At 43.3% G+C, this 25481-nt stretch carries 29 protein-coding genes and 1 tRNA gene; 13 read left to right on the forward strand and 17 right to left on the reverse strand.

Annotated features, from left to right (window positions below; translation table 11 throughout):
• Nucleotides 1-45: 45 nt before the first annotated feature.
• Together BTO09_RS04970 and BTO09_RS04975 are read right to left on the reverse strand one after the other, a co-directional pair.
• Nucleotides 46-903 carry a hypothetical protein gene (locus tag BTO09_RS04970; protein WP_087523717.1) on the reverse strand — a complete coding sequence of 286 codons (858 nt, stop codon included), beginning with the start codon at nt 901-903 and terminating at the stop codon, nt 46-48.
• Nucleotides 904-1098: 195 nt separating this feature from the next.
• The gene (locus BTO09_RS04975; RefSeq protein ID WP_087525487.1) at nt 1099-2043 is read right to left on the reverse strand and encodes a tryptophan 2,3-dioxygenase family protein; all 945 of its coding nucleotides are present in this window, start codon (nt 2041-2043) and stop codon (nt 1099-1101) included.
• 207 nt (nt 2044-2250) lie between these two features.
• Between BTO09_RS04975 and BTO09_RS04980 the strand changes: the two genes are divergently transcribed.
• Genes BTO09_RS04980 through BTO09_RS04995 form a run of 4 tightly spaced genes read left to right on the forward strand, consistent with a single transcriptional unit; the run spans nt 2251 to nt 5726 of the window.
• Nucleotides 2251-3471 carry a sulfite oxidase gene (locus BTO09_RS04980; RefSeq protein ID WP_087523718.1) on the forward strand — a complete coding sequence of 407 codons (1221 nt, stop codon included), beginning with the start codon at nt 2251-2253 and terminating at the stop codon, nt 3469-3471.
• Nucleotides 3472-3945: a monoheme cytochrome C gene (locus BTO09_RS04985; RefSeq protein WP_087523719.1), complete on the forward strand. Its 474-nt coding sequence runs from the start codon at nt 3472-3474 to the stop codon at nt 3943-3945. It abuts the gene before it with no gap.
• The gene (locus tag BTO09_RS04990; RefSeq protein ID WP_087523720.1) at nt 3926-4849 is read left to right on the forward strand and encodes a sulfurtransferase; all 924 of its coding nucleotides are present in this window, start codon (nt 3926-3928) and stop codon (nt 4847-4849) included. The genes BTO09_RS04985 and BTO09_RS04990 overlap by 20 nt, the downstream gene beginning before the upstream one ends.
• A 1-nt stretch (nt 4850) precedes the next feature.
• Entirely contained in the window at nt 4851-5726 is an 876-nt protein-coding gene (locus BTO09_RS04995) for a sterol desaturase family protein (RefSeq protein WP_087523721.1), read from the forward strand.
• Nucleotides 5727-5754: 28 nt separating this feature from the next.
• Here BTO09_RS04995 and BTO09_RS05000 read toward each other — a convergent pair whose 3' ends face one another.
• Both BTO09_RS05000 and BTO09_RS05005 read right to left on the reverse strand, forming a co-directional pair.
• Complete coding sequence (locus BTO09_RS05000) at nt 5755-6342, reverse strand: hypothetical protein (RefSeq protein WP_087523722.1); 588 nt, start codon at nt 6340-6342, stop codon at nt 5755-5757.
• Nucleotides 6339-6911 carry a YceI family protein gene (locus BTO09_RS05005; RefSeq protein WP_087523723.1) on the reverse strand — a complete coding sequence of 191 codons (573 nt, stop codon included), beginning with the start codon at nt 6909-6911 and terminating at the stop codon, nt 6339-6341. Before BTO09_RS05005 ends, BTO09_RS05000 begins: the two co-directional genes overlap by 4 nt.
• Before the next feature lie 233 nt (nt 6912-7144).
• Here BTO09_RS05005 and BTO09_RS05010 point away from each other — a divergent pair, with 233 nt between their 5' ends.
• The gene (locus tag BTO09_RS05010) at nt 7145-7891 is read left to right on the forward strand and encodes a winged helix-turn-helix domain-containing protein (protein ID WP_157663426.1); all 747 of its coding nucleotides are present in this window, start codon (nt 7145-7147) and stop codon (nt 7889-7891) included.
• A 30-nt stretch (nt 7892-7921) separates the two neighbouring features.
• On the opposite strand, the gene BTO09_RS05015 is transcribed toward BTO09_RS05010, so the two are convergent.
• The 5 genes from BTO09_RS05015 to rseP form a co-directional block, all read right to left on the reverse strand.
• A complete protein-coding gene (locus BTO09_RS05015; RefSeq protein ID WP_087523725.1) occupies nt 7922-9004 on the reverse strand; it encodes a hypothetical protein in 1083 nt (360 codons plus the stop codon).
• Nucleotides 9005-9047: 43 nt separating this feature from the next.
• Complete coding sequence (locus BTO09_RS05020) at nt 9048-10232, reverse strand: CHAT domain-containing protein (RefSeq protein ID WP_087523726.1); 1185 nt, start codon at nt 10230-10232, stop codon at nt 9048-9050.
• Between the two features lie 292 nt (nt 10233-10524).
• Nucleotides 10525-10806 carry a GIY-YIG nuclease family protein gene (locus BTO09_RS05025; protein WP_087523727.1) on the reverse strand — a complete coding sequence of 94 codons (282 nt, stop codon included), beginning with the start codon at nt 10804-10806 and terminating at the stop codon, nt 10525-10527.
• 140 nt (nt 10807-10946) lie between these two features.
• A tRNA-Asn gene (locus BTO09_RS05030) sits at nt 10947-11020 on the reverse strand.
• 65 nt (nt 11021-11085) lie between these two features.
• Nucleotides 11086-12411 carry an RIP metalloprotease RseP gene (gene rseP / locus BTO09_RS05035; protein WP_087523728.1) on the reverse strand — a complete coding sequence of 442 codons (1326 nt, stop codon included), beginning with the start codon at nt 12409-12411 and terminating at the stop codon, nt 11086-11088.
• A 208-nt stretch (nt 12412-12619) separates the two neighbouring features.
• On the opposite strand from rseP, the gene BTO09_RS05040 reads away from it, so the two are divergent.
• From BTO09_RS05040 to BTO09_RS14470, 4 genes are all read left to right on the forward strand, one after another.
• Nucleotides 12620-13285, forward strand: a complete 666-nt coding sequence (locus tag BTO09_RS05040; protein WP_087523729.1) for an SCO family protein — start codon at nt 12620-12622, stop codon at nt 13283-13285.
• 76 nt (nt 13286-13361) lie between these two features.
• Nucleotides 13362-13589, forward strand: coding sequence for a FeoA family protein (locus tag BTO09_RS05045; RefSeq protein WP_087523730.1), 228 nt, complete (start codon nt 13362-13364; stop codon nt 13587-13589).
• Nucleotides 13589-15688 carry a ferrous iron transport protein B gene (gene feoB, locus BTO09_RS05050; protein ID WP_087523731.1) on the forward strand — a complete coding sequence of 700 codons (2100 nt, stop codon included), beginning with the start codon at nt 13589-13591 and terminating at the stop codon, nt 15686-15688. Before BTO09_RS05045 ends, feoB begins: the two co-directional genes overlap by 1 nt.
• 1 nt (nt 15689) lies before the next feature.
• Nucleotides 15690-15854, forward strand: coding sequence for a hypothetical protein (locus BTO09_RS14470; RefSeq protein ID WP_157663427.1), 165 nt, complete (start codon nt 15690-15692; stop codon nt 15852-15854).
• On the opposite strand, the gene BTO09_RS05055 is transcribed toward BTO09_RS14470, so the two are convergent.
• From BTO09_RS05055 to BTO09_RS05085, 7 genes are read right to left on the reverse strand one after another with little or no spacing between them, the layout of a single operon-like run.
• Entirely contained in the window at nt 15848-16255 is a 408-nt protein-coding gene (locus BTO09_RS05055; RefSeq protein ID WP_157663428.1) for a hypothetical protein, read from the reverse strand. The two genes, BTO09_RS14470 and BTO09_RS05055, sit on opposite strands and share 7 nt — an antisense overlap.
• Before the next feature lie 32 nt (nt 16256-16287).
• Nucleotides 16288-17448 carry a metal ABC transporter permease gene (locus BTO09_RS05060; RefSeq protein ID WP_087523733.1) on the reverse strand — a complete coding sequence of 387 codons (1161 nt, stop codon included), beginning with the start codon at nt 17446-17448 and terminating at the stop codon, nt 16288-16290.
• Complete coding sequence (locus tag BTO09_RS05065) at nt 17445-18557, reverse strand: metal ABC transporter permease (RefSeq protein ID WP_087523734.1); 1113 nt, start codon at nt 18555-18557, stop codon at nt 17445-17447. The genes BTO09_RS05060 and BTO09_RS05065 overlap by 4 nt, the downstream gene beginning before the upstream one ends.
• Entirely contained in the window at nt 18554-19288 is a 735-nt protein-coding gene (locus BTO09_RS05070) for a metal ABC transporter ATP-binding protein (RefSeq protein WP_087523735.1), read from the reverse strand. The genes BTO09_RS05065 and BTO09_RS05070 overlap by 4 nt, the downstream gene beginning before the upstream one ends.
• Nucleotides 19288-20199, reverse strand: a complete 912-nt coding sequence (locus BTO09_RS05075) for a metal ABC transporter solute-binding protein, Zn/Mn family (RefSeq protein ID WP_087523736.1) — start codon at nt 20197-20199, stop codon at nt 19288-19290. Before BTO09_RS05075 ends, BTO09_RS05070 begins: the two co-directional genes overlap by 1 nt.
• Complete coding sequence (locus BTO09_RS05080; RefSeq protein WP_232454995.1) at nt 20200-20964, reverse strand: transporter; 765 nt, start codon at nt 20962-20964, stop codon at nt 20200-20202.
• 38 nt (nt 20965-21002) lie between these two features.
• Entirely contained in the window at nt 21003-21662 is a 660-nt protein-coding gene (locus BTO09_RS05085; protein ID WP_087523738.1) for a metal-dependent transcriptional regulator, read from the reverse strand.
• A 194-nt stretch (nt 21663-21856) separates the two neighbouring features.
• On the opposite strand from BTO09_RS05085, the gene BTO09_RS05090 reads away from it, so the two are divergent.
• The 3 genes from BTO09_RS05090 (at nt 21857) to BTO09_RS05100 (ending at nt 24124) form a co-directional block, all read left to right on the forward strand.
• Nucleotides 21857-22465 (forward strand): hypothetical protein, encoded by a 609-nt coding sequence (locus BTO09_RS05090; RefSeq protein ID WP_087523739.1) that lies wholly within the window; start codon nt 21857-21859, stop codon nt 22463-22465.
• Nucleotides 22466-22664: 199 nt separating this feature from the next.
• Complete coding sequence (locus BTO09_RS05095) at nt 22665-23267, forward strand: hypothetical protein (RefSeq protein ID WP_087523740.1); 603 nt, start codon at nt 22665-22667, stop codon at nt 23265-23267.
• Nucleotides 23268-23509: 242 nt separating this feature from the next.
• Entirely contained in the window at nt 23510-24124 is a 615-nt protein-coding gene (locus BTO09_RS05100) for a hypothetical protein (RefSeq protein WP_087523741.1), read from the forward strand.
• Between the two features lie 55 nt (nt 24125-24179).
• Here BTO09_RS05100 and BTO09_RS05105 read toward each other — a convergent pair whose 3' ends face one another.
• Nucleotides 24180-24926: a TerB family tellurite resistance protein gene (locus BTO09_RS05105; RefSeq protein WP_087523742.1), complete on the reverse strand. Its 747-nt coding sequence runs from the start codon at nt 24924-24926 to the stop codon at nt 24180-24182.
• Nucleotides 24927-25062: 136 nt separating this feature from the next.
• Between BTO09_RS05105 and BTO09_RS05110 the strand changes: the two genes are divergently transcribed.
• Nucleotides 25063-25473 (forward strand): BrxA/BrxB family bacilliredoxin, encoded by a 411-nt coding sequence (locus BTO09_RS05110; RefSeq protein ID WP_087523743.1) that lies wholly within the window; start codon nt 25063-25065, stop codon nt 25471-25473.
• Nucleotides 25474-25481 lie beyond the last annotated feature (8 nt).

Here is a 25481-nt window from a genome sequence, read left to right on the forward strand (position 1 = left end):
GACCCTGCAAAGGGTCGGCTTCTCATTATGGTATGCTAGCGAATTCTAGTAGTGGTTTGTCGGATCATCTGAACCATCACCACCGCCACCGCCACCGCTGCAAAGGTTGATTCGGCGGTAATCAAGCGAAAGACCATTTCTCGCTGCCGTAATTGAAGTAATCTTGTCATTGAAAGACGTTAAACAAAGCGCCCATCGATTACAGATATAGTACGGATCAAAGCTACCGTCATATATGGTAAAGGATTTCTTTTTCAGATCGGCCAAATCTGCTACGTAGACATCTTGAGTTACAGCTTGTACACGGATGCGCTTGCCTAGGTAATCTGGATCTTCATGGAATTCAACCGTCCCACCTTGATACACCCTAAAGGAACTAATTTCGTTGTCAAAATCAATTCCTCCCGTAATACATTGATTGCGCAATAAATGACGGTTAAAATAGCGTCCACTTGAAGCGTTGACAGTGTAAGCCGGACCTCCCAAACTGTGGGCGCGAGCAATTCTAAACTTCAAGGTGCTGCTCTTAGGGGTTGCAGACGGCACCGCCTCTTTTAAAACGCCAAATTTTTCTGACAATACGGCAAGTTGCTGCGGATTTTCATCGAACTGTTGTAGTTCTTGCTCGCCAGAAAAGAACAGCATCTTGTCCACTTCGGAATTAATCACCGTTATCAAATTCTGAGAATTCAATACAGTGTTGACCTTGGCGTAGGCCTCGTCTTCCACTAAAGTCAATTCTCCATTAGTCTCAATAAAATTCAAGGTGTTTACCTCACCGTCTATCACAATTTCCAATTGTTTGCTGGAGGTTTGTTCTACTGCGGTTTCATCAACCAGAGGTTGATCTTTGGAACAAGCGGCAAGCAATACAACTCCCGCCATTAAAATGTACTTCTTCATAAGAAAATATTTGATGGTTAATATATACGCGATCCTTGCGCCGATGCTAAAAAGTACAGCGGCAATCGAATACTGGCGTTGCGTAAAAACGGGGAGTTGCTCCTGCCAATATCTTAAATATAAAAACTTAACAAACAGCTTCTTACAGCTCGAGTAAAATTGGTGTTAATGATGTACTTATGCTGCGGGAAAGGCCTAATTCAACCTCGTATAACCCTCTAAATTGGTTACCCCCCAAAGGTCTAACTCTTCTTGACTCCACAACTCCGGGAAGAAGATTCGCCTTTGGTATTTTGGGTGCATATACTTGTGCCAATCGCTACCTCCGGTGGCTTCTGAGCTACCTTTACCAGAATCCAAATACTGGGCGGCAGTGTTGTAATGATGCATCACCCATTTGATGTTCACCGTGTGATCGTAATGACGCATGGCATTTATAAGGTCAATATCTTGCTGATGCGCCTCTGGTAGGCTTTTGAATTTGGTCCATAGATTTACCTCGTTGTAACGCTGCATCCAAGCGATGAGTTCGTCCTTGTAACGTGCCTCAAAATTCTTCATCAGCATGGTTGGCTTCCCTGTCTTGTGATCTTTAGCGGCTACCTGCCAATACATATGATTAAAGGCGTGCTCATAAGGAGTTTCTCTATCTATGGTCTCTCGGTGTCGGTAATCAATTAGGTTGATGAGCTCTGTAGAGGCGATCTCAATTTTTCGATATTGTACCGATTGAAATCCACTTGCTGGGGTGAGCGTATCTCTAAATTTCATGTATTGCTCTAGTTCCATACCCTCACTCATAATGTGGAAGGAGTTAGAAAGCATATCGAAATAACGACTAATGCGCATCAGGTGCATAGTGAATTTTTCTGGGTCTATGTTCTCTGTAAAGGAGATCTGATCGGCCTCCCAAAGGATCATCTTAAAAAGTAATTCGTTGATCTGATGGTACATGATAAAGACCATCTCGTCGGGTTGCTGAGTGCGCTTGATTTGCAAGCCCAAAAGCGCGTCTAGCTGGATATAATCCCAATAATTGATAGATTCGGCATGAAGCAAGCCAGACAAATGTACATCCGGATTTTGACCTACTGCCTCGTACTTGGCAACAATGGCAGCCACAAGTTCTTCTCGGGTCATAATGTGTTTAGTTTTGTTGATGAGTGCGTCCGATTTGCCACTTGCTCCACATCCCCATTTGGCTGGCAAATCGAATCAAACAAATATACATCCATTTAAAATAGTACCACTTTTGACCGGCATCTTTGCCTTAAGTAACCTAGGTTACTTTAACTATCAATACAAATGTTGTAATTTGATTTCCTTAAAGTAATTCAAGACAAGAGTTTGAAACGCAGAGCATTCATACAAAAAGCCACCTTGAGCGCCTTTGGAGCCGCCTTGGGAACAGAGATCGTCTTTGGAGCAAATATGCTTAAAGGCTATACTCCTTTGGGTTTACAGGACCCGGACCCTTTTAAAATGTTTAACAAGAACAAGGACATGGTCGTGCTTAACGACAAGCCTTGGAATATAGAGGCACGTGCCCATCTTTTAGACGAAAAGGTAACGACCAACCCGAGTATGTTCATTAGAAATAACGGGTTAATCCCTCAGAATATCGATGCTTCAACTTGGACCTTGACCATAGATGGAGAAGCTGTAAAAACGCAGAAGACCTATACCCTTGCAGACTTGAAATCTAAGTTCAAGCAATACACCTATCAACTCACCTTAGAATGCGGTGGTAATGGTCGCAGTGAATTCGATCCGCCGGCCAAAGGAAACCAATGGACAGTAGGCGCTGTTCATTGTGCGGAGTGGACCGGGATTCGTTTGCGCGATGTTCTAGAAGATGCTGGAATTGCTAGCGATGCGGTATACATAGGCTATCACGCTGCGGATATTCACTTGAGCGGGGACACCAAAAAAGAACCTATCTCTAGAGGTTGCCCTATGGCCAAAGCATTGCAAGACGAAACCTTATTGGCCTTTAAGCTCAACGGAGAAGATATTCCCCTGGCGCACGGATATCCCTTGCGTTTGGTTGCGGGAGGTTGGCCAGCCTCAGTTTCTGGTAAGTGGGTCAATCGCATCAGCATAAGAAATAAAGTACATGACGGCGCGAAGATGACAGGTACCGCCTATCGCGTTCCGTGTAAACCTGTAGCCCCGGGAGCCAAAGTTGCAGACGAGGATATGTGTATCATAGAATCCATGCCTGTAAAGTCGCTGATCACCTATCCAAAATCTGGAGCAGTGATACAAAAAGGCCGCAGTCTAGAAATTAGAGGTCATGCCTGGGCAGGAGAACTCGCTGTGACCAAAATGGAATACTCCATAGACTTTGGAAGTACTTGGAAAAGCTGTTCGTTGGAGCGAGCTGCCAACCGCTTGGCTTGGCAACATTTCAGCGCCCAGATAGACTTTCCAGAAGTTGGATATTACGAAGTATGGGCACGTGCAACCGACAGTCAAGGGGTGTCACAACCCATGGTCTTGCCCGGTTGGAATCCGAAGGGATATTTAAACAATGCCTGTCACCGAATTGCAATCAAAGTAGCCTAGATGAACAGTCCGGAAGAATTTAGAAAACAAGTTGGACAACTGTACAAAGCGCTTACCGCCCTATTGGCCGGATTTGTAGTGTTCATGGTCTTGGTAGTGGCCTATGTGAACAATCCGGGGCTCTTTGAATCTAAAGAGGAAGGCTGGGTCGCCGTGCCGGCGGCAGGAGATGATCCGGACCTCATCGTAGACGGAATCCACCAACGCACCGGACTAATAGATGCCGAAGGCCTTAATACAGTGATAAGTAATTGTACCCCTTGCCATTCTGCCAAACTCATCATACAAAACCGCATGAATGCAGAACGGTGGAACACGACCATCGCCTGGATGCAAGAAACCCAAAACCTCTGGGATCTGGGAGACCAACAAGAGATCATTGTGAATTATTTGGTGACCAACTACCCGCCAAAAGCCAAAGGACGTCGTATGGCACTAACCGATATTGAATGGTATGAACTGGACCAAGACTAAATATTTGTTGTTTTTGTTGGCGCTTACCGCATGTAAATCGGAGCAGCTGGTGCAAGAAATTGCTCTGCCTGAGCGCAAGCTTATAGAGGTAGAGCAGCTTACAGACTTATTGGAAATGGGCCAAGTTCAGCTAATAGATTTTAGAAAGAAAGACGCTTTCTTAAGCGGTCATATCCCTGGGGCGGTCAACCTCTGGCGATCCGACATAGAAGATACTGAGCACCAAACTGCAGGTATGATGGCCACGGCAGCCCAATTGGAAGCCCGATTGTCTAAACTCGGAATAGATAATGACAAGTTCTTGGTGGTTTACGACAACAACGGCAACTGCGATGCCAGCAGATTTTGGTGGGTGATGAAGCAGTATGGATACAACAAGGTATATCTTTTAAACGGAGGGCTGAAGTCTTGGCAAGCAGGCTTGAGCAACACTGCAGTTAAACTGCAAGAATCCAGATTTAAGTTGCCCTATAAAAGCCCTAAACCAGAGCGGTATTTAGACCACAATACGCTCTTTGAACTCTTGGAGCAAGAGGTTGTGGTCATAGATGCGAGATCTGCGGATGAGTTTAGCGGGAAACGCCTTAAAAATGGTGCTGCCCGAGCTGGGCGGATCCCTAAAAGCATTAATATGGATTGGGTGATCACTGTGAATCTGGATGGAGATCACAAATTCAAATCTCTAGAGGAGCTGCAAGCTTTGTTTCAACAGATCGACACAAACAAAGACAGCCCCATAGTGGTCTATTGTCACAGCGGTGTTCGCTCAGCGCATATGACCTTTGTGCTCACAGAGCTAATGGGATATACCAATGTGAAAAATTTCGATGGGTCTTGGATCGATTGGAGTGCAGCAGCGCATTTACCGATAACTCAAGACAGTTTAATAACTTTGCAAAATTGATATGGAAAAGTATTTAGAAGCCTTTTGGAACGCCTTAGTTGGCACTGCGGATTGGACTTGGAAATCAATCATTTTTGAAGTGCCTTGGTACACGAATTTCTTTTGGGGACTTACCGCTATTTCCTTAGTGGTTTGGCTTTTGGAGATCGCCTTTCCTTGGCGAAAACAGCAAAAGATCTTTAGACGTGATTTTTGGTTGGATGCCTTTTATATGTATTTCAACTTCTTTGTATTCTCTATAGTGATCGCTGGTTTTTATCAGGTATTGAGTTTGTTATTTGCCGAGGTTAATATTACGGCCAGCAGTTTGGCTCTTATTGATTTCTCCGGATGGGCTCCTTGGATGCAACTCTTGATCTTTTTCATCATTTTAGATTTTGTACAGTGGTTTACACACGTACTCTTGCATCGCTATAAATTTCTCTGGAACTTCCACAAGGTACACCACAGTGTAAAAGAAATGGGCTTTGCCGCACATTTACGCTACCACTGGATGGAAAACGTGCTCTATAAACCTTTAAAGACCTTTGGGGTAATGATCTTAGGTGGCTTTGAACCCGAGCAGGCCTATATTGTGCATTTTATTGCCATTGCGATTGGTCACTTTAACCACTCCAACATCAAGATCACCTGGGGGCCACTTAAATATATTTTCAACAACCCGGTCATGCACCTTTACCATCATGCTTACACGCTTCCCGAGGGTAAAAATGGCGTGAACTACGGCATTAGCTTAAGTCTTTGGGACTATATCTTTAAAACCAATTATATCCCAGAGGACAGCGGAACCATAACCATTGGCTTTAAAGGCGACGATAAGTTCCCGCAGGATTTTGTCGGGCAGAATCTTTATGGGTTTGGGAAGAAGAAATCTTAAAATCGATCTGCTCACAATTGAAATTTGATCAATTGAGTTGACATGGATCTTCTTTAAAACTAACTGCATCCAATTCCTGCCATATTGAAGCCTCAAACGGGCTTGGAGAAAGGAGGAACAGTACTTGGACTTTGCCACGTCGGTCACAAAAATGCTGGCTCACCTTTACGTAGAGTTCCATCATCTCACCAGTATGGAATCCGTCGAAAACCTTGATCTTACCCAGAAAATCAACAGCTTCTTTATCGCCTAGTGGATTGTCGATCAATAACATATTTGGGTCAGCGAACTCTTTAGACCAATGATTAGGTTGCATCAGGCCTTGGTAATAAGCCTCCATATTTTTGACAATCTTTTGCTTGTCAAAAAGGCTGTCTGCAGAGACATTCCAGAGCAAAGCCAAGGACCAAAATCCTGGTTTCTCGACATACTTCCAGTCTGGATGAAAGCGCAATTCCTCATGACCTTTTAGATCCATGTTCGGTGCCCAGTGGATAGGGAATTCAATGATTTCTTCTGCCCACGAACGAGGTGCATTTAGAATGAGTTCTGTCGGTTCTTGTGCTTTGGCATCCAAAAACAAGATACCTATGATAATAAATAACAGTAGTCTCATAGCGCTTTGAATTTTAGATATACATCGAACTCAATGGCTTCTGCTATGGCATGATCCTTTAACTCATTATTGTAGTTGATTCCCCATCTTGTTCTGTCAATTTTGAACTGGGTGCGAAGTTCCAGCTTATCGCCATTGGCCACTCCCCAAAACTCTTGTTGTTTGCTGATTCCCTTAATAGTCAACAATCCGATAAATTTATGTCTATTCTCTTCTGCAAAATACTCTGCCGATACTATAGTCAACATGGCCAATGGAAATTTTTCTACGTGAAAAAAGTCTTTGTCCTTCAGATGTTCCACTGGCCCATTCCCTTCGAGATAGTCCCGATTACTGATAGTGTTCATGTCAATTACAAAGGAACCTCCCACTATTGCTCCCGCCGCTGTTCGCAATTCTCCATTTTTGAAATTTACCGTGCCTTTATGGTCGCTGAACTGAAAGGCGTAATAGCCGCGCCAGTTGATAAGACTTCGCTCTGTATCTAATACATAAGTAAGGTTTTCCTCTGTTTGACTTTGGGCGGCCACACCACATAAAATACATAAGGCCAAGACTAGTTTTTTCATGATTTAAAATTTTAAAACGAAACTAGCTGGAGCAGTTGTGAGAAGTGTCAAAAAAGTGTAAAAGATGTTTAAAGGCTTGCAAAAGTTGGTCAAAATCTGTGTTATTTGTAGCAGCTATGATTAGGACCTCATTATACATTCGATACTTCCACTTTGGTATTCTTTTCCTATTACTCTCCCTTAACGCCTGCCAAGAGTCGGTTAATAATGATAGCCAGAGAGCCAAAATCGCAATGCGCGAAATAGGGCACCAGTTGCTGCTAACCGCAAAGGATTCTACCTCTTACATTCCGCCAATTGAAACCTTAGAAAACAATTCTTACCTACTTTCTTTCGATACAGATATTTCAATAAATCCGCAGTATTTAGTGGATCAGATGAAAGACAAAATGCTCCGTGCTGGCTTTACCCAGAATTATACCGTCGAAGTAAAAAATTGTGAAGATCTCCAGGTGGCTTACAGCTATGAGATCGCTAAAGAAGAACATCGAACCATAATTCCGTGTGGCACACGAATTCTCCCAAAAGGATGTTACCAGATTCAACTCTTTATAAGCCCCTTGCAAAAAACCTCGGCTACGATACCTTGGTGGTGGTTGGCCTTTCCAATAATCATTGCCGGATTGGTGTTGTTTCATTTTCGTAAGAAAGCTGCAACAACCAACGAAGATGCTAATGATTTCAAATCCCTTGGTGATTTTAGGTTCTATCCCGATCAAAATAAACTAGTAAAAGCTGCTGTAGAAATCGGTTTGTCGAACAAGGAATGCGAATTATTGGCCATTTTGGTAGAAGCCCCTAACCAAATAATCAAAAGAGAAGAATTGCTCAAACGCGTTTGGGAAGATAACGGAGTGGTCACCGGTAGGAGTTTAGACACTTATATTTCTAAACTACGTAAAAAACTAAAGGACGACGATAGGATCCAAATAGTAAATGTTCACGGAGTAGGTTACAAGCTAAGCTTTAGTACTAAATAAAAAGCCGGGATTTCTCCCGGCCTGCATTGCTTAATTCTCCCAAAAAAAGTGATCGTAAGATGATCCTGTGCTAACTTTCTTGTGGACAGTTTTAAGCTGCATTTGCTTGGTCTTATACAAATAGCCCGTTGATGCCGGAGCGACAATTTTAACTTTTACCGATCTGCGACGACGGGTTTTTGTCTTGTTCAACTCTACTGGTTCCATACAGTCAAAGCGTACAGAGATTCCGCGGATTTCTGCCGTGATTCTTCCGCGACGACGACGCCACTTACCTCTTTTCTTTTTGTAATGAACCGTTTTAGATTTAATGCGAGAGCCCCAAAGCCCGCTTGGGTGAGACAGTTTTTGTTTACCTTTTATGCGACGGTTTGAAGTTGGGTAATAATATCTTGAACGATCAAAACCTAGACGACATTCAGCACCTCCATCAGTTCCAGTGGTTCCTGAATTTCCACCGTAGTTTCCGGAGCTACCACCTCCTGTGTATCCTCCATAGATCTCTACACCATCTACATCTACAAACTCCTCTGCATTAGAAACAGCAATTGTTTCAAGCAGATTTACATCCATAGTGCTAACCGTAATGTATCCGTAACGTGTTATATGATACAACAAGCGTCCTATCTTAACATTTCCAAATTCGTTAACAACCGTACGAACCTCGTCGTCGAAAATATAATGATTGTCTGGATCATTCTTATCGTCAAGGATATCATTAGCCAACCACTCATCTTCTTTTTCGCGCAGCAGTTTTCTTAAGGAGGTGAATCCTACAAACTGATTTTCAAAATCGATCAATGGCTGCGCTGGATCGTATTTAAGCTCATCTTCCATTTCATCTAGAGCTTCGTCTTCTAGATGGCCCCAAGAGGCTAAAAATTCGTCATCATAGGCTTCCACCTGCTCTTCCAGCAGAGCGACAGTGCTTTTAAATGTTTCCATGTCAGGAAAGTCAAGCATATTCTTGTAGACTCTGACCATTGGGCTTGCCTTAGCCTCAAGGTTTACTTCGTCTACTGCGGAATCGTTCAATGGTTCTTGCTCACAAGAACCCATAAATGCAATCAAGAACAACAGCCCAAAGTGCTGAATAATCTGTTTAGTTTTCATAGGATATAAATTTGAATTAATACCCTACTGTTACTTGAGGAGTTTATCTGTTACCCATCTTATGCCTACTTTTTTTGAATAAAAAAAGTAGTAATAGAGGAACCATAGCAAGAAGCCACCACCAATTGTTCTGAAGGCCAGAGAATTCTATTGCCGATGGATCTCCCATAAGTGCGAAAGAACTCCAATAAAAAGGAGAGGCTTCTGATAATTGGGCATTCTTCAGATAATTAAGTCGTGCCAATTGCAAAGCTGTGGCTTTGTCTTTTCCGTCGCTTAAAATCTTGTAGAAATCTTTTAATATTAACTGCGTCGCTTTATCGTTAGTACTCCACCTTGTACTTATTACGGATTTACTTCCGGAATAAAAAAATCCTCTCGCCAGACTAGCAACACCTTCACCTTTTTGAATCTGGCCAGAAGCCGTGTTGCACGCACTTAATACAACTAGTTCGTTGTTCAGATTCAATGCATAGAGATCATTTAAGTAAACCAAGCTGTCTTTTAGCGCTATCCAGGGTTGCTCATCGGCAGCTGCGTGTGTTGCCAAATGTAAAATCCGACTTTGTGATGCTTTTTTAAAGAATGTGCTGCGGTTTGCTATAGAATCAATGAATACATCACCTCCCAAAACTTCATTGGCTTCTAGAAGCTCTTCCTTTGTGTAAGGAAGCAAAGGCAAATCGTGCTCCTCAAAAGAGACTGGTGCAATTCCTAAGAAGTTCATTGATTTAAACAAGTCGTCGCCCAAATTATCCTTCTTGAGCAGACCCATTGACGGAGAATAACCAATAGTATATTGTGAAAACAAATAGGTTGGAGTTTTTGTGTCAACCACCAATGCCTCAAAGGGTATATAACCTAATTCATTTGCTGCAATTATTATAAGATCATCGTAGTCGCTAAGTTTTTCTTGAAGTGCTGGCGGAAACAAAAGCTGATACAGCTCATTGGAGATCGCGTAAAATCTATCTGCATCTGCGCCAGTAGTGAAAGGCCGAGAGACCTGATTCATAAATTTAGCAATCAATGAATTCAACAGGTCTTTATTCTCTAATGGAAAAAGTAATACTTCGTTTCTACTGACAAACAAAACTTGGGCTTTCTTTCGGTCTGCATCTCCACCACCCCAAAGAAAGTGCAATGCAGCGCTTCCTGGTTTTAGCTTTGATCTGGCTTTTTCTAAAGACTGAGCCTCAAACCAGTTTTGCGCTTGAATTAGATTCATTCCCTTTGTGGTAATACTATCTAAAATAGAAGCTTTTCGTTGTTTGGTTTGATACAGTTGGGTTTGGTTATTTTGCTGTTTGCAAGCTATTTAAACCACTTGATACCGCTTTCAGGGCATACCCTTGAAATAAAAATTCAGGGTATTCCCTGAGAAGATCAGAAACTTAATTTACGCTCTGGTTTTTCTGCGGATGTATTAAGCCATGAGCCAGCCTGCCGCGCTGGATGTGGCCTTGGAAGAGTACAAGTTATACCAAAAGAAAAAGCCATCATTTCTGATGGCTTCTAGACTATCGTTTGGGATAATTTACTTTCTCAAAAGTATCTCTAAGTAATAATTTTAGCATTTTCTTCCCTGTTGATGTCTTAAAGTATCTTTCTCTTCTTAAGGCATCCGTTTTTGTTATGAAAAACTCGCAATAAATTAATTTTAAAGGAATTCTTGACGACGTACTTTTCGTACGTTTACTGTTGTGATCAATTAATCGCTGCTCAAGATTGGTTGTAAAACCATGGTATAGAAGAAGGTCTTTTTCGCTTTGTAATACATAAACGCAAAATGGTAAAATCATAACATATAGGTATAAAAAAACCCACCTCTATTAACCAATAGGGTGGGTTAAATCTTAACTGGCAGTAAAGTAGAACAAGTTCACGTTACTGCCGTGAAGTGCAAAAAGCAACCCGAAGGTTGCTTTTTTCTACTTCTCGGCTCCTCCACTTGGACTCGAACCAAGGACACCCTGATTAACAGTCAGGTGCTCTAACCAACTGAGCTATGGAGGAATTTCGCTAAGCGGACGCAAATATAAATTTATTTTTATTCCACTACAAGCAAATTATACTTTTTTCTATCCAAATAGCCATCGATATAAATCGTTCCCATTTGCAAAGAGTACTAAGGCGATCAATAAGAAGAATCCTATCATCTGAGCGTACTCCATAAACTTATCGCTCGGCTTTCTTCCAGAGACTATCTCATAGAGCAAAAACATAACATGTCCTCCATCTAAAGCAGGAATAGGCAGTATGTTCATAAAGGCCAAAATGATAGAGATAAGTGCGGTGTTGAACCAAAAGGCTGTCCAACTCCAAGTACCAGGAAACAGGTTTCCAATAGCCCCGAAACCACCTATCTGCGTAGCTCCTTCTTTGGTAAACACATATTTGAATTGCTTCACATAATCTACCAGAATATTATATCCAAAAACGGTTCCGCCGCTAAGGCTTTCCCAAAAGCTGTATTTAATGACCTCGAATTTACCATCGTATTCTTTGCCGTAATTGTTTATCCCGGCCTTGCCTTTCTCATTCGGTGTTACAGTGATCTCTTTCTTCTGACCGTTTCTGTTCACTGCAAAGAGAATAGGCTTGCCTGCATTACCGGCAACATTCTCCTGAACCATTTTCCAGCTAGCGGTCATTACCCCGCCAACCTCAAGAACAACGTCTCCTTTTTGTAATCCGGCCTCTGCTCCAGGCAAGCCCGGAATTACAGTGTCTATTACCGGTTTTCGCCAACGGTTAAACGGGTTGGTATCTCCTGACTTGAACATGCGCATACCAATATCTTCTGGTAAGCTGATGGTCTCTTGGTCACCGTTGGAATGGGCTACGGTTATATTGTCTACATCTCTTAAAAAGATATATCGATTCAAATCGCCCAGATCCTTGAACTCTTCTCCGTTAACGGCCAAAATATGATCGCCGTCTTTAAAACCTAGTTCTTTAAAACTTTGCGCTACAGAGAAACCTCTAGGGGCAAGTTCTGGTGTAATAATACGTTCTCCATTTACATAGAAGATACCGATGTAAATAAGCAGTCCGACAATAATATTCACTGTCACACCACCGACCATAATAATAAGACGTTGCCAGGCGGGTTTAGATCTGAATTCCCATGGCTGCGGAGGTTGTGCCATTTGTTCTTTGTCCATGGATTCGTCTATCATCCCAGAGATCTTTACATATCCGCCAAGAGGCAGCCATCCGATCCCGTAAACGGTCTCGCCGATCTTCTTTTTGAACAAGGAATATTTTATATCGAAGAACAAGTAGAATTTCTCTACTCGGGTTTTAAAAAGTTTGGCAGGTATAAAGTGCCCCAGCTCGTGTAGTACAATTAGAATGGACAAACTCAAAAGGAGCTGTGCGGCTTTGACCCAAAATTCGCTCATAGCATAAAAATTAGAGGACAAAAGTAACTTATTCGTATGGCTTTAGAAAATGCTGCGGACTTGCTTAGGGCCTTGAGCTAGAATTTTTAACGCATTTTTATCATTGGGAGCTTTCAATTGCAGGGGTGGCGTTAAAATCTTTAAAAACTGCCTTGGTTATTGTGGGGTCTTCTCTGGCCGTCGTACCTTTGCGAAAAGCGGTCTTATCATGCTCGATTTCTTTGCGAAATACAAGTTCTTCGGATTGGTAATGTTAGTGTTATCTGCCCTTATCATTGCATTGATGTACCGCGCTTTAAAACCTCAGGACAAACTTCCTATCATTGAACCTGTGAGTGTGAGCGAAGAACTGGTGGACCCCAGTATGCAATTTGTAAAAAAGTACCACAGCATACCAGACTTCTCGCTTTTAAATCAGAACGGAGATACCATAAGTCAGGCCGATTACCAGGACAAGATCTACGTTGCCGATTTCTTCTTCACGACCTGTGTTACTATCTGTCCGGTAATGACAGATCATATGGCACAAATACAGCGAGAATTGCAAGGCGACCCTATGGTCAAGTTGCTTTCTCATTCGGTTACTCCAGAGATCGATTCGGTGCCTCAGCTTAAAAAATATGCCTTAGAGAAAGGCGTGAATGATTCCGTGTGGAATCTGGTCACCGGAGATCGGGAGCAGATCTACGATCTGGCTCGCAAAGCTTACTTTGCTGCCAAAAAAGATGCGGTTGGTGAGTACGGTATGATACATACCGAAAACTTTGTACTTGTAGACAAAGAAAAACGCATTCGCGGTTATTATGACGGTACCGCTCCAGACGATATTGAGCGCTTGCTTCAGGATATCGCCATTCTAAAAGCCGAATACTAGAAAAAAGCCCCTTTTGCTTTCGGAACTTATGCAGAAGTGCTATTTTTGTTGTTTAAAATCAGTCTAAATAAGCGCAATGCCTACCATAGCCAATCTAAATCGCGGACAAAAGGGAATAATCAAGGATTTTCCCATAGAAACTGTGCCGCTTAAATTGTTAGAAATGGGTTGTTTACCTGGCATGGAGGTGGAGTTGGTTCAGCTCGCGCCATTTAGTGATCCGCTTTACCTCAACATCAACGGGAGTCATCTGGCCATCCGCAGAGAAACCGCCCTGCAAATAGAAATCGAACTGCTGAGCTAATGGCCAAACAATTCAATGTTGCGCTCATTGGAAACCCCAACACGGGGAAGACCTCTGTTTTCAATCAACTTACCGGGCTCAACCAAAAGGTAGGAAACTATCCGGGGATCACCGTTGAGAAGAAACAAGGTATCTGTAAGTTGCCACGTGGTGTTAAGGCCCATATATTAGATCTACCCGGCACTTACAGCCTCAATGCTTCCTCTTTAGATGAGAACGTGGTCATAGAACTGCTGCTCAACAAGAACGACAAGGATTTTCCAGATGTCGCTGTGGTGGTTGCCGATGTAGAGAACCTAAAGCGCAACCTGTTACTTTTTACGCAGATCAAAGACTTGGGGATTCCTACCATACTGGCTATCAATATGGCAGACCGTATGAAACGCAAAGCCATTACGGTAGATCTAGAGAAACTGGAAGAAAAGCTCAAAACCAAGATCGCACTGATCAGCTCGCGCAAGAACCAAGGTTTTGACGAACTCAAAGAGCTGATTGCCAATTACAGACAGGTCTCTACAGAACCTTGTATGAACGCCTCAGTGATTGCGCCGGAGTATTTTGATCGACTTAAAAAAGCTTTCCCAAATCAAGAGCTATACAAGCTGTGGTTGGTGATCACCCAAGATGTAAACTTTGGAAAGGTAGAACGCAATACAGCCGATCTTATCGCGACCTTTCAGACCGAATCTAAAAGCAACCTCAAGCGACTGCAGCAAAAGGAAACCATTAAGCGCTATCAGTTTATAAACGAAACGCTAAAAGAAACCTTGGTTGTCGACACGGCCAATGCCAAGGATCTGCGCAGTCGATTTGACCGCGTGCTTACCCACAAAGTATGGGGATATGTGATCTTTTTTAGCATACTCGCCTTGATTTTTCAAGCGATCTTTGATTGGTCCGGTTATCCGATGGATCTCATAGATACTACTTTTAGCTCCCTTAGCGAATGGATCAAAGCCGTTATGCCTGCCGGAGATTTTACCAATTTATTGGCAGAAGGGATCATTCCTGGGCTGGGCGGAATCGTGATCTTTATTCCACAGATCGCCTTTTTGTTCTTCTTTATCGCCATCCTGGAAGAGAGCGGCTATATGAGTCGCGTTGTATTCTTAATGGACCGCAGTATGCGCCGATTCGGCCTTAGCGGAAAGAGTGTAGTTCCTTTGGTTTCTGGAACCGCTTGCGCCATTCCGGCCATTATGGCAACCCGAAACATAGAGAACTGGAAAGAACGCCTGATCACCATTTTGGTAACTCCTTTTACCACCTGTTCGGCGCGACTACCCGTGTATCTGATCATCATTTCATTGGTTATTCCGGAGCAGCGTGTTTTAGGAATCTTTAGCCTTCAAGGGCTTACGTTGATGTTCTTATACCTCTTAGGATTTGCCTCGGCCATTATTTCTGCCTGGCTTTTAGATCGTTTTCTAAAGATCCAATCTAAGAGTTTCTTTGTTATTGAAATGCCAAACTACAAAGTCCCTTTGTTTAAGAATGTGGCTTTGACCGTAGTAGAAAAGACCAAGTCTTTCGTAGTCGGTGCAGGGAAGATCATCATGGCGATCTCAGTAATACTTTGGGTGTTGGCTTCTTATGGCCCTGGAGATTTCAATAAGGCAGAGCAGATTGTTAAGCAAGAAAATATAAATAATGGTCTTTCCGAAGAGGAACTAGACGCCCAGATCGCTTCCTTTAAATTGGAGCATTCTTATATCGGAATTCTAGGAAAAGGCATAGAACCTGCCGTACAGCCTCTGGGTTACGACTGGAAGATCGGGATAGCGATTTTAAGCAGTTTTGCAGCTCGTGAGGTCTTTGTGGGGACTTTGGCTACCATTTACAGTGTGGGCAGCGAGGAAGAAGAGACCATTAAGAATAGAATGGCTGCAGAGGTTAATCCGGTGCTTGGAACACCGCTGTTCAATTTTGCCAGCGGTATTTCACTGCTGCTCTTTTACGCCTTTGCCATGCAGTGTATGAGTACGTTAGCCATTGTAAAGAAGGAGACCAATTCCTGGAAATGGCCCATGTGGCAATTACTAACAATGTCTGCAATTGCGTATATTGTAGCTTTAATAACCTATCAAATCCTAAAATAAGATGATCCAGAAAATTCTAGTCTTTGTAGTCTTTGCGATCGCGGTAGGTTATCTGCTCAAAAAATTTGTGTGGAACCCTATTTTTGAATCCAGACGCAAACCAGCTGTGGGTACCTTAGACGGTGGTAAGACCAAATGCGGCAACAAAGATTGCGGCTGTCACTGATCTTCGTACACCCAAAGTTCCAAGCAGTATTCTCTGTCGGCAAACTGCACTGTTGATAAGGGATAAGGCGTAAGCTTTCCAACAACAATTCTCACACCATCGGCTCTTTCCATAACTATTGGATGGATCATGTGTTGCTCGCTAGCATCAATACGCACCTTTAAAGCTTGCTTTTCTCCATCCGCAGTAATTAATAAAACCTCAACATCTGCCCAGCCCGCCATGACACATTGGGCATCGCTTGGGCAGCGAGAGTCCATCACCACTGCAGTGAACTGCAATTGCATGTCCAGCGTGCTGGCCGATTCTCCAACTTTGAGTTGGAGTTTCTCTAAAGTTTCATCTTGAGCCATAGTCAAGCCTGTACTTAACAGGAGTAATAAAGTAAGTATCGATCTCATACACAAGTGTACTAAAAAATCGTGCCAAATTGCTACCCTCTAAATAGAAAGAAGTCTTTTTTAAGGTGCTCGATATGCTCGTCCTTATTCGTAATGATATACTCCAAGGCCAGATCTGTGAACGCTCTACCTTTATCTGTAAGGGATACGAGCTGATCCTCTACAGTGATCATATTGTTCTCTAAGGCAAGTTTTACAACGGCTTCGGAGCGCACCCTTTGCCAATTGATATGCTCATTCAAGTGATTGATATGGCGTTCCGACTCCTCCTGATGATTATTGAGGTGTAATAGAAAAGTAAGTAAGGATACTTCTATTCGCTGCTGACGTTTGCGGTAAAGCACGGCAATGATCCCTTTGTTGGGAGCAAAGCAATAGACTGTCAAAAAGATCAACCCAAGTACTGCAGTAATAGAACCTGCAATGGAGGCATCGAGTAAATGGGCAAGCCAGTAGCCTCCAATTGCCGAGGCTATCCCGAATCCGACAGACAACCAAAGCATGCGTTTTAAATCGTGGGTAAGCAAGTAAGCCGTTGCGGCAGGTGCGATCATTAAGGCGACCACGAGTATAGCTCCCACTGCGTCAAAGGCACCCACAACGGTAATTGACGAAACAGACATCAGTCCGTAATGCAAGACAACCGGAGAAAAACCAAGTGCCGCAGAAAGACCAGCATCGAAAGTACTCACCTTGAGTTCTTTAAAAAAGGCCCACAACAGCAGTAAGGTGATCAGAAGTATGATCCCCATGACCCATAAAGATTTCGGACCGAGGTCCGCACCGCCAATAAGCAATCTATCAAAAGGTGCAAAGGCCAATTCACCCAATAAGACCGCATCTACGTCCATATGGACATCACTGGCGTTTCTAGAGATCATGAGCACGCCTATACTAAAGAGTGCGGGAAACACTAAGCCGATGGCTGTGTCCTCTTTGACCAAGCCTGTCTTTTGGATGAACTCCACCAAGACCACCGTAATGACTCCGGTAAGGGCTGCCAATAAGATCAACCAAGGAGAATTCAAATCGTGAGTTAAGAAGAATCCCAATACAATTCCCGGCAATATGGAATGCGAGATCGCATCACTGATCAAGGCCATTTTGCGCAAGACCAAGAACACCCCAGGTATGGCGCAAGCCACAGCAACCACTGCTGCAATGAGTTGTATTTCTATTTGTGGTGTACTCATGTCTGACTGTATAGATTTTCTGCTTCTTCGTATCCCAAGGAGGTCATAGACCACATGGCTCCGTCTAGGGTTACCCATTTTTTGTCTACCATCTGCTGGAGCGTCTTTCTGGTAAATCCTTGAAAGTTATTCAGGATCTTCACCGCATGCGGATGCGAAATATCTTCGTGGGTCTTTGCTATAGAATACATGAATTGCAAGGTCTTTTTGAGTTCGAGTTCCCTACGGTTCTTCTGGAAACGGATCTCTCTAAAAAGCAAACCGCGGCCGGGTGAAAAAACAAAGGAGATCAGCACAAAAAAAGCAGCCACCAACACAATAACCGGACCTGTTGACAGATTGCTTTGTGTTGCAGATATGGCCGTGCCAAACACACCTGAAAAAGCTCCGAAGAAAGCCGCTAGCGCAATCATGACACTGAGTTTATTGGTCCATTGCCTAGCAGCCGCAGCCGGCGCCAGTAGCATAGCACTCATTAGCACAACGCCCACCGTCTGTAATCCGATCACAATAGCAATCACTATAAAAAAGGTGATCAAGGTGTCAATAATGCGCGTATTGAACCCTAAGGTCTTGGTGTAATCTGCGTCAAAAAGAAGCAATTTGAATTCCTTCCAAAAAAGCAAGAGGATAAAGAGTGAAACCGCTGTGATGGCCACCATGATCCAAACGTCTTTGGCCACCAAGGTAGCAGCCTGACCAAAGAGGTACTTATCTAGTCCCGCCTGATTGGCATTAGGCAACTTCTGTATATAGGTAAGCAGTAGCATCCCAAATCCGAAGAAAAGCGAAAGCACCAAACCTAAGGCCGTGTCTGATTTTAAATGTGTATTCTTGATCATTCCGCGGATCCAAAAAGCACCCAATAAACCACTTATTAAGGCACCAATAAGCAGTACATTACTGTCTTTGGCTCCAGTAAACAAGAATGCCAAGGCGATTCCGGGCAGAGCGGCGTGAGAGATAGCATCGCCTAAAAGACTTTGTTTTCTGAGAACAGCAAAACTCCCGAGCATTCCGGTAACTGCGCCTAAAACAGCCGTGCCTAAAGTGATGACACCCAAGGTGTAGTCCGTAAAAAGCAATTCGAAATACTCGCCTAAACTCATTGTTGTAAACTCACTTTATAATTGATTCCGTAAGTCTTGGTAAGGTTGTCGTCATTGAAAATTGTTGAGACCGGACCAGTGGCAATCTTTTTGACGTTTAAAAAAGTAACCCAGTCAAAATATTCGGGTACCGTTTGCAGATCATGATGAACAACGATCACCGTTTTCCCAGTCTTTCTGAGTTCCTTTAAAATATTGACAATTGCCTTCTCTGTAGTGGCATCGACACCTTGGAAAGGCTCGTCCATAAAATATATCGAGGCGTTCTGCACCAATGCTCTGGCTAGGAAAATACGCTGTTGTTGCCCTCCGGAGAGTTGAGAGATCTGTCTGCTTTTAAAAGGCAGCATCCCCACTTTTTCAAGCGCCTCCAATGCCGCTTTTTTCTGAGCTTTTCCCGGTCTTTTTATCCAACCCAAGCTGCCGTAGGTTCCCATCATGACCACATCTAAAGCAGTGGTAGGGAAGTCCCAATCTACACTCCCCTTTTGAGGAACATAGGCCACCAATTGTCGCTGTTGCTCATAGGGTTTCCCATAAATACCCACGCTGCCGGCAATCGGATCGATTATACCGAGTATGGCCTTAATAAGAGTCGATTTTCCCGCTCCGTTTGGGCCAACTATCGCCATGAGCACGCCTTCTGGTATGGCCAGATCTATATCCCACAAGACTGGCTTGTAGTTGTAAGCTACGGTCAAATCGTCTACACTTACCGCTATTTTTTCCATTATTTCAGCGCGTTTACTATGGTGTTCACGTTAGCGAGGAACATTCCAATATATTCACCCTCGTCGGTTCCTGCGGAGCCTAATGCATCAGAATAAAGGGTTCCGCCAATGCTCACTTCAAAATCCTTAGCCCGAACCGCAGCCTGTAGGGCTTCTATGGTACGTTTAGGCACAGAGCTTTCTACAAAAATGGCTTTGATCTTTTTTTCGATTATAAAATCAGCTAGGCGTTGCACGTCTTGTACACCCGCTTCGGTGGCGGTACTAAGACCTTGCAAGCCCACTACTTCAAAGCCATAGGCACGTCCGAAGTAGTTGAAGGCATCGTGAGCCGTAACCAAGTATCTTTTTTCTTCTGGCAGACTGCCAATAATTTGCTCTACTATGGTCTCAAGATTGTTCAAGTCCTCTATATAGGCCTCGTAATTGGCCGTATAATAGGTAGCACTTTCAGGATCTAAAGCAATCAACTCGTCTTTAAGTGCTCCGGCCATGCGTTTCCAAAAAGTGATGTTGAACCAAACGTGAGGGTCGTAGTTAGAAGCAAAATACTCAGACTCCATAAGCGCTAAAGGATCTAGTGTCTCTGCCAAGGCCACTGTCTTGATGTTCTGGGAGCGCATCTTTTCAAAGATCTCTCCCATCTTCCCTTCTAAATGTAAACCGTTGTATACGATCAGATCGGCATTAAAGAGCTTAGAGACATCGCCCTCACTAGCTTTATAAAGGTGCGGGTCAACGCCACTACCCATGAGGCCTTGTACATCTATAGAATCTTTACCGATCTGTCTGGCCAGATCACTTATCATGGTTGTAGTGGCCACCACATTGGGTTTGGAATTCTTATCTACTGATGGTTTACATCCAACCAAGATCAGTAGTAATCCGAAAAATAAAAGACTGGTTCTCATCTATTTGCTGTTTCGTGTATCAATACGGTAACTCAAGCCCGCACTTAACAATAATTCTTGATCTGAGCGGATTCCGCTCCCAATAGTGGCATCTAATTGCAGGTTGTCATTTACGAGATAGGTAATGCTAGCATCCCACAAATGGTTAGGCCCGCTATCTTCTGGCAACTCTCCGTAGAGTTCTACATAACAGCCAAAGGCATCAGTGATCGCATATCCATACGCCAAAGTATAAATGTATTCAGCCTCTGGACTGTCTCCTCCCCACTGTGCTCCTAAATTATAAGACAGACTTGAGCGCTCACTCAAGGTGTGCGCAAAGGAGAATCGAAAATCTACACCGGTATATTCGGGTTTGTAATCCCTACCTGCGGTAAAAGGCAAGAAGACATGGCCAATAAGTCCAATATCAGGAATTAGACCTCGCTCTTCTGTAATGGCGACTTTAGCTCCTAGCAGCAAAGGGTCCAAGCCACTTAGAACGCCGGGGACTTCCATCTCATTGAATTCGAGACGGGTCTCTGTAAAGTTCCATCCCAGGCGCAGTTCAAAATTGTCAAATATCCCATAACGAACCAACATAGTGTTGAAAGTGGTGGATTCGGTTTGTAAACCATTAGTTTCCTCTCTGGTAAAGAATGCCCCTGTCTCGAATTGGAGAAATCCTGTACCAACGGTGTTTGGAGCTTCGGTAGCGTCTGGCCTGTCCGTAATTAAGGGGCCTGGGCCGTTATCTTGCTGGGCATAGCCGAAACTGCCTAACATTAATATTGAGATCGTTATTAAAGTGTTTTTAAAATTCATTATGCGGTAAGGGTTACGTAAATACTGTTTGCTATTTCTTTAGTTAGAAAAAGTGGGGCCTTGTCTACAACGACTGTTAGCGCTCCGGTAAAGTCTTCTGTTTTTTGTACTTCTAATTGGGTTCCGATTCCGATGTTATTCTTGCTGAGGTATTTCAAAAAATCATCCGAAGCAGATTTTACACCAATACAGACAGCGCACTGCCCAGCATCTAATTGCCCCAACAATTTCTTTTGTCTGGTGGTGATATTACCATTGGCATCTGGAATAGGATCTCCATGCGGATCGTACTGCGGATGTCCTAGAAAGTGATCCAGACGATCGACCAGTTCTGCGGATTGAATGTGTTCTAGTTGTTCTGCAAGATCGTGCACCTGATGCCATTTGAAGTTTAACTTCTCGACCAAGAATACTTCCCAAAGGCGATGCTTTCTGATAATACGTAAGGCAGTTCTTTGACCAGACTCGGTTAAACTAACTCCTTTATACTTGATATAAGTGAGCAGCTGCTTGTCTGCCAGTTTCTTGATCATATCTGTCACAGAGGAGGCTTTGGTTTGCATGCGGTCTGCAATAGCATTGGTACTTACCTCGCTAGCGGTTCCTTGCTCCAAGTGATAAATGGCCTTTAAATAGTTTTCCTCTGATAGACTATACATCTACTTCATTTAACTTTATACAAAAGTAAATTTATTTTTAGACAAGCCTAAAATATTTCAGAAACTATTAACAATTACACCCAGATCATAAGTGACTCTCACTGATTTAACACAAAAATTTGCATTTTGTCGGTTTTTTCTTGCATTTAATCGATTATTTACTACATTTGACCTCTAACCCTAAATTTTAGACCATGAAAAAAATCTACTCACTATTGGTTTTTGCTTTTGTTCTTGTAATGGCAAGTTGTAGTAATGATGCGAATGATAGCTACGAGAACAGTCCGGATGTACAGTTCACAATTACAGAGCGTACCACAGATGATATTGATGGAAAAGATGAAGTTGTAACCTGTGCTGCTACGGAGCTGATAGCAGGTCAAAATTATGTAGCGGGAGAGATCTTGGTTACTGCAGATGAATCTACAGTTTATATTACCTACAGAACGTATGACGGCTGGGTGATCGACGCGACACATTTATTTGCAGGTGTATGTGAAGACATTCCACAAAACAGAGCTGGGAATCCTAAAATTGGAGTATTTGACCACGCCACCTCGCACAGTGCAAGCGTAGACGAAGTGACTTACGCTTTAGACATTGAATTCTTTGAGCAGTGTTTTTGTGTAGCCGCTCATGCCGAAGTTAGCTTGTTAAATGAAGCTGGTACTGTGATCCAATCAGAAACTGCTTGGGGAAGCGGAACTACCTTTGATGGTAACAGCTGGGCGATGTATTCAGATTTTTGCCTAGATGGTTGTACAGAAAATAACGACGGCCCTGCAGACGATCCGACTCGTTAATATATAAGACGTAATGATATTGCATGACCTGCCAGTTTCCCTGGCAGGTTTTTTTATGCCTGAAAATCAAACATCTATACTTTCTTACGTTTAAACCACAACAAAACTACGTTTGAACGAATTTTCCTGCAATGTGTCGGTTTTTTCTTACGTTTCAAATTTCGTTTAATAGCTTGCAGGCGAATTAATTAACAACATTATGAAAAAACTTTACCCCGCATTAATTATTGCAGCAGCTATTCTCACAAGTTGCTCGGACAATGAAAACTATGAAGGCCTAGATGCAAAGACCTTTACAGTGAATGAAAAAGTAGTAGATCTAGATGGTAAATCAGACCCTGAGATCTGTGCAGTGACCGATCTGATCGCAGGTCAGAATTACACTGCTGGAGTTGTTGAAGTAGCAGCAGACAGCGAGAACCTTTATGTGACCTATAGAACTTCAGGCAACTGGGTCCTTGGGCAGACTCATTTATACCTAGGAACCTTAGAAGGTGTTCCACAGAATGAACCAGGTAATCCTCGCGTAGGGCATTTCCCTTATCAAGCTTCTCACAGTGCTGGAACTAATGAGGTGACCTATACGATGCCTATCAATGACATAGACGATTGTTTCTACGCTGCAGCACATGCAGTGGTTTACCTAACAGACGATGCAGGCAATGTTATATCAAGCGAAACTGCTTGGGGAGATGGTGTAGCCATGGCTGGTAAGAACTGGGCAACCGTATCAGAATTCTGTAAAACAGGTTGTACCAACGATGACAACGACAGTATTGGTGGTCCAATTAGACGCCGATAAGACAAGCTGCTATAGCCGCTAATCTCACGCCCCCAATTAGCAGCTAATCGCAACCCCCAAAACATCAAAACCTGTTCTCTATTTGAGAGCAGGTTTTTTGTTTAAACAGACAAGTCATCAGTACAATATACTCGTCCACAGGCACAAAAGTGCATTTGAACGAATTTTCCTGCAAAGTGTCGGTTTTTTCTTACAGATAAAAATCAACCCCCTATATTCGTCTCAGATTAATTAACAACAACATGAAAAAGCTATTCTTTATTGGGGCAATGATAGCCGTTTTTACTACGAGCTGTTCCACAGAAACTGTAAACGAAGATCTGACACTAACGGATCAAGTACAATTTGAGGTAACCTCTAAGTCTATCCTGACTGCTGGCACGGCAACCGGATCCGGATCCGCAGAGATCTGTTCCGTAACCTACATCATGGCCGGACAGCATACCATCGCAGGTAAACTATTCATCTTAGCAGATGCAGACAACCTTTACATTACTTACAGAACTATTTCTAATTGGATCATTGATGAGACTCACATGTTCATTGGAAATCGCGAAGACATCCCTGTAAACGGTGGTGGCAACCCCCGCATTGGCCACTTCCCTTACAGTGCCGTTCATTACAACAACACCAATGAAGTAGTGTACACTATTCCTAAAAATGCAGTTCCAGATTGCTTTACCCTAGCGGCGCATTCTGTTGTGTCTAAATTAGATGCCAATGGCAATAGAGTAGTCACTGAGACTGCTTGGACAGATGGAGACGCTATAGGCGGTGCCAGCTGGGCCATGGCCACTGATTACTGTGTGTCTGGTTGTCCAACCTCACCAGATAACGGACCTGTACGCAGAAGATAAACGATTAATTGATCTTAAAATTAAGCCCGATCGCAAAAGAGATCGGGCTTTTTTATTAGAATCCGCGTTCTTGTTGCAATTGTTCGTAGGCTTCTTGCACTTTACGGAATTTCTCTTCAGCGCCTTGCTTGTAGGCCTCGTCCATATGCTGCACCTTATCTGGATGATATTTCTTAGCCATGGTTCGGTACGCCTTTTTGATCTCTGAATCCGAAGCTGTCTTTTCTATCTCCAAGATCTTGTAAGCGCTATCTGCAGATTTTAAGAACATGGCTTTCACACTTTCAAAATCCGCCTGACTTATAGCCAAATAACGCGCAATACGGCCTATCTCATCTACTTCTGCCTTGTCTACGGCTCCATCGGCATTAGCCACGCTAAATAAAAAGTGAAGGATCTGTAAACGCGATTCGTAGCGTGTTTTCTGACGCATGAGCTTACAGATATTCTCTGCGGAGATAGCTCTGTTCTTGATCACATCGTTGAACACCTTGAACGCGGCATTGGCTCGATCTTTTCCGTAGGCCTGTACAAAGTACTGCCTAACATAATTGAGCTCATCGTCTTTAACGCGGCCATCGGCTCGGATAACCAAGGAGGCCAAAGACAATAGATTCAGTTCAAAATCCGCAGGAGTTACCTGATCTCTTTTCGGTTGATTAAATACTCTCTTATAAGGTTGTTTTTTAGATCCGCCTTTGTTGATCTCATCGATAAAACTACCAATGACAAAGCCTATTACAGCTCCAAAGAAACGGCCGCCTACAACCCATCCTAATAAGGCTCCAGCCCATCGAAACATAGTGGTGTAAAATAAGGATTAAAAACGCGACTAAAGATAACCAATTCACTGCTTGTGTAGGTTGCTCTGTTCGCATATACTAGTACAAAATTGGTTATCTTTGCACTCAAATTGTTACACAAAAACAAGAAAAATTATGTACCCAGCAGAATTAGTACAGCCCATGCGCGACGATTTGACTGTCGCAGGCTTTTCTGAATTATATACCGCTGATGAAGTTCAGCAAGCGCTAAGCAAAGAAGGAACTACCCTAGTGGTGGTTAATTCGGTATGCGGCTGCGCAGCTGCAAACGCACGTCCGGGAGCGAAACACGCCTTGACCAATGAGAAGACTCCAGACCATTTGGTAACTGTCTTTGCAGGAGTGGACACGGAAGCTGTTAATGCTGTTCGCGAGCGCATGATCCCGTTCCCACCAAGCTCACCTTCTATGGGTCTTTTTAAAGACGGAGAATTGGTGCATATGCTAGAGCGTCATCACATTGAAGGTCGCCCAGCAGCCATGATAGCGGAGAATCTAATGGACGCCTTTAACGAATACTGTTAAGCGGCCCA

The sequence above is a fragment of the Gilvibacter sp. SZ-19 genome (assembly GCF_002163875.1).
Classification (GTDB): domain Bacteria; phylum Bacteroidota; class Bacteroidia; order Flavobacteriales; family Flavobacteriaceae; genus Gilvibacter.